3 protein-coding genes are annotated in these 3,034 nt (G+C 61.7%); 2 read left to right on the top strand and 1 reads right to left on the bottom strand.

Annotated elements, in window-relative coordinates; translation table 11 throughout:
* A partial coding sequence (locus AC1DT3_RS16555) for an LptF/LptG family permease (RefSeq protein ID WP_477466335.1) occupies window positions 1-600 on the bottom strand: 600 nt, incomplete at its 3' end.
* A 211-nt stretch (window positions 601-811) separates the two neighbouring features.
* Here AC1DT3_RS16555 and AC1DT3_RS16550 point away from each other — a divergent pair.
* Together AC1DT3_RS16550 and AC1DT3_RS16545 are read left to right on the top strand one after the other, a co-directional pair.
* Window positions 812-2,296, top strand: a complete 1,485-nt coding sequence (locus tag AC1DT3_RS16550; RefSeq protein WP_477466334.1) for a leucyl aminopeptidase — start codon at window positions 812-814, stop codon at window positions 2,294-2,296.
* 37 nt (window positions 2,297-2,333) lie between these two features.
* Window positions 2,334-2,786 carry a DNA polymerase III subunit chi gene (locus AC1DT3_RS16545; RefSeq protein ID WP_477466333.1) on the top strand — a complete coding sequence of 151 codons (453 nt, stop codon included), beginning with the start codon at window positions 2,334-2,336 and terminating at the stop codon, window positions 2,784-2,786.
* Window positions 2,787-3,034: the final 248 nt, after the last annotated feature.

The following is a 3,034-nucleotide window of genomic DNA, read 5'->3' as shown; positions in this document are numbered from 1 at the left end:
GGATTGCCCATTCGATTCGATGGCCTGTCCGCGCTCGGCGAGATAGACCACTGGCTTTTCCTTGTCGCGCAGGTCCTGCATGAAGATGCCGAGCAGGGCATCGCCGGCCTTTTCGCGGTAATGGAACGTGATGCCGTTATCGAGGGTGGTGAACTGGCCCTCTTTCACCATGTTGGCGACAAAATCGGCGCGAATCTTGGTGACTAGGTCGCGCATCTCCTGGAAACTCGCCGGCATGATGTAGATCGTCATGAAGCCCACGATGGCGCAGACGAGGACGCTCAGGGCGAGGAATGGCTTGAGAAGTCGCCGCGGCGGCATGCCAGCCGCGCTCATGACGATCAACTCGGAATCGCTGTTCAGTTTATTCAAGGCGTAGATCGTCGCGATGAACAACGCGACCGGCGAGATGACGGTGATCAGGGCGGGCAACGACAAACCGGTCACGGTCAGGAACACCATGATGGTCTGTCCCTTGGCGGTGAGAAGGTCGAGCTCGCGCAGCGCCTGCGTGATCCAGATCACGCCGGTGAGGGCGATGAGGCAGGCCGCAAAGGCATTAAATGCGATTTTCAGTATGTAGCGTTCGAGTAGAAGCATTGAAAAACCTTCGCCTGACGGCGCATCGCTCTGGGTAGCCTGTCCGGTTGGGCCAAGCAAGGCCGTGCTCTTCAACACCTTGCGCGCTCTTCAACACCTTGGGAGTAGGGCGCTTTCACGGCAAAGCCTTGGTGAAGTCGCCCCCGATATGGTGTATGTGACCCGATACGAAGCCGTTTCCGGGCTTTTTTGAGCAGTCAGAGGGAATTCCATGGCCGAAAGCTTAAAGATCGACGTCCGGGCGCATGGCCCGGTCGAAGGTGGCGAATTGGTGATTTTCGTCGGTGAGAACCTGAAGCCGACGCCCATCGTCGCCAAACTCATCGGTCAAAAGGCCGTGGACCTCATCAAGTCGGCAGCCGGAATCGAACAGTTCAAGGGCAAAGCCCGCTCAGCGCTCGTCCTGACCGCGCCCGCAGCCCTGGCTGTGGATAAACTCGTCGTCGTCGGGGTCGCCGAAGACAAGGGTGCACCCGTCGACTGGGCTCTGACAGGTGGATTCGTCGCGGGCAAGATCAACGGAAAGGCCGCGACGGTCATCGTCGACGTGCCGGGCGCCGATGTCTCGGCCGATGCCGTTGCCGATCTCGCTCTCGGCGCGCGGCTGAGGAAATACAGCTTCGACCGCTACAAGACCAAAAAAGACGACAAGCGCGATCGCACGACGCGCCTGACGCTGGTCGTGTCGGATCTCGCTGCGGCCAAGAAGGCGCTCAAACTGCGCGAAGGTCTTGCGGACGGCGTCGTGCTCGCACGTGATCTCGTCAACGAGCCGCCGAACGTGCTCAGCCCGCAAGAATTCGCGGCGCGCGCGGAGGCGCTCGAAAAGGTCGGCGTCGACGTGGAAATCCTCGACGAGAAGGCCATGCGCAAGCTCGGCATGCGCGCTTTGCTCGGTGTCGCGCAGGGCTCCAAGCGTGAGGCCCGTCTCGCCATCATGCGCTGGAACGGCGGCAAGGCSWMGGACAARCCGATTGCCTTCRTCGGCAAGGGSGTSGTSTTYGATTCGGGYGGMRTKTCSATCAAGCCCGGCGGCGGYATGGAAGACATGAAGGGCGACATGGCGGGCGCGGCTTGCGTCGTCGGCCTGATGCATGYGCTCGCCAGCCGCAAGGCGAAGGCGAACGTCATCGGTGCAATCGGCCTCGTGGAGAATATGCCGGACGGCAACGCGCAGCGTCCGGGCGACATCGTCACCAGCATGTCCGGGCAGACCATTGAAATCATCAACACGGACGCGGAGGGCCGCTTGGTTCTGGCCGACGTGCTCTGGTACGTCCAGGATCGATTCAAGCCCAAGTTCATGATCAATCTCGCAACGCTCACAGGCGCCATCATCGTGGCGCTGGCGCAGGAATATGCGGGCCTTTTCTCGAACAACGACGAGCTTTCGGCGCGTCTCAGTGCCGCCGGTCAGGCGACGGGCGAGCGCGTCTGGCGCATGCCCGTCGGTCCGGAATTCGACAAGATGATCGATTCCAAATTCGCCGACATGAAGAACTCGGCCGGGCGTCCGGCTGGGTCGAGCACGGCGGCGGTGTTCCTCCAACGGTTCGTGAACGATGTTCCCTGGGTGCATCTCGATATCGCCGGCGTCGCGATGGGCTCACCCCAAACGGAGATCAACAAGGGATGGGCGTCCGGATGGGGCGTGCGCATCCTCGATCGCCTGGTAAGGGATCACTACGAGTCCTGAAGCCTGTCCGATCCCGCTTCGGAGTATCCAGCCGCCGATGGCCGAAATCCTGTTCTACCACTTGCAGAGACAGCCCCTCGAGGCTGTCCTGCCGACGCTGCTGCTCAAGACGTTGGAGCGCGGCTGGCGGGCGGTCGTTCAAGTCGTGACGCAGGAGAGAATGGCGGCCCTCGACGACCATCTCTGGACCTTTACGGAGGAGAGCTTCCTGCCGCATGGGACCGATCGCGAAAGCCGTTCGGCCGACCATCCGGTTCTCCTCACGCAAAGCAATGAGAACTCGAACACGGCGAATGTTCGTTTCCTCGTGGAAGGCGCACCGCTGCCACAGGATGTCGCTGCCTATGAACGCCTCGTCGTCTTGTTCGACGGCAACGACGACGAGGCGCTTCGCAGTGCACGGGACCAGTGGCGGAGCGTGAAGGAAGGTGGCCATGAGGCAACCTATTGGCAGCAGGACGACGATGGTCGCTGGCAACGCAAAGCCTGACGGTTTTCCGATGGCAGTGCCTCAGAAATGTCTCGCCGACGGAACGATAGTCGTCCGCGCGCCATTTCAACGGCGTCAGAAGAGGATGAGGTCATGATCCGGGTCGGCCACTTGTCAGCAATTTCCGCGCTTTGTGTCGCGCTCGCTTTTCCTGCCCTTGGGCAGGAGGGAAGAGCGCAGCCGTCCGGAGGTCCTTCCGCCGGTGCGGCAGCGTCGGAGCGGCAAGACAATCGCCAGGCGCAGACGCC

This window comes from Microvirga sp. P4_G7, from assembly GCF_056401005.1.
The sequence above is the reverse complement of the archived record's forward strand: the minus strand, read 5'-3'. Positions and strand labels throughout refer to the sequence as shown.

Excerpts from the sequence above, each read along its gene's own strand:
- AC1DT3_RS16545 (WP_477466333.1), top strand. The coding sequence starts at position 2,334 with ATGGCCGAAATCCTGTTCTACCACTTGCAGAGACAGCCCCTCGAGGCT.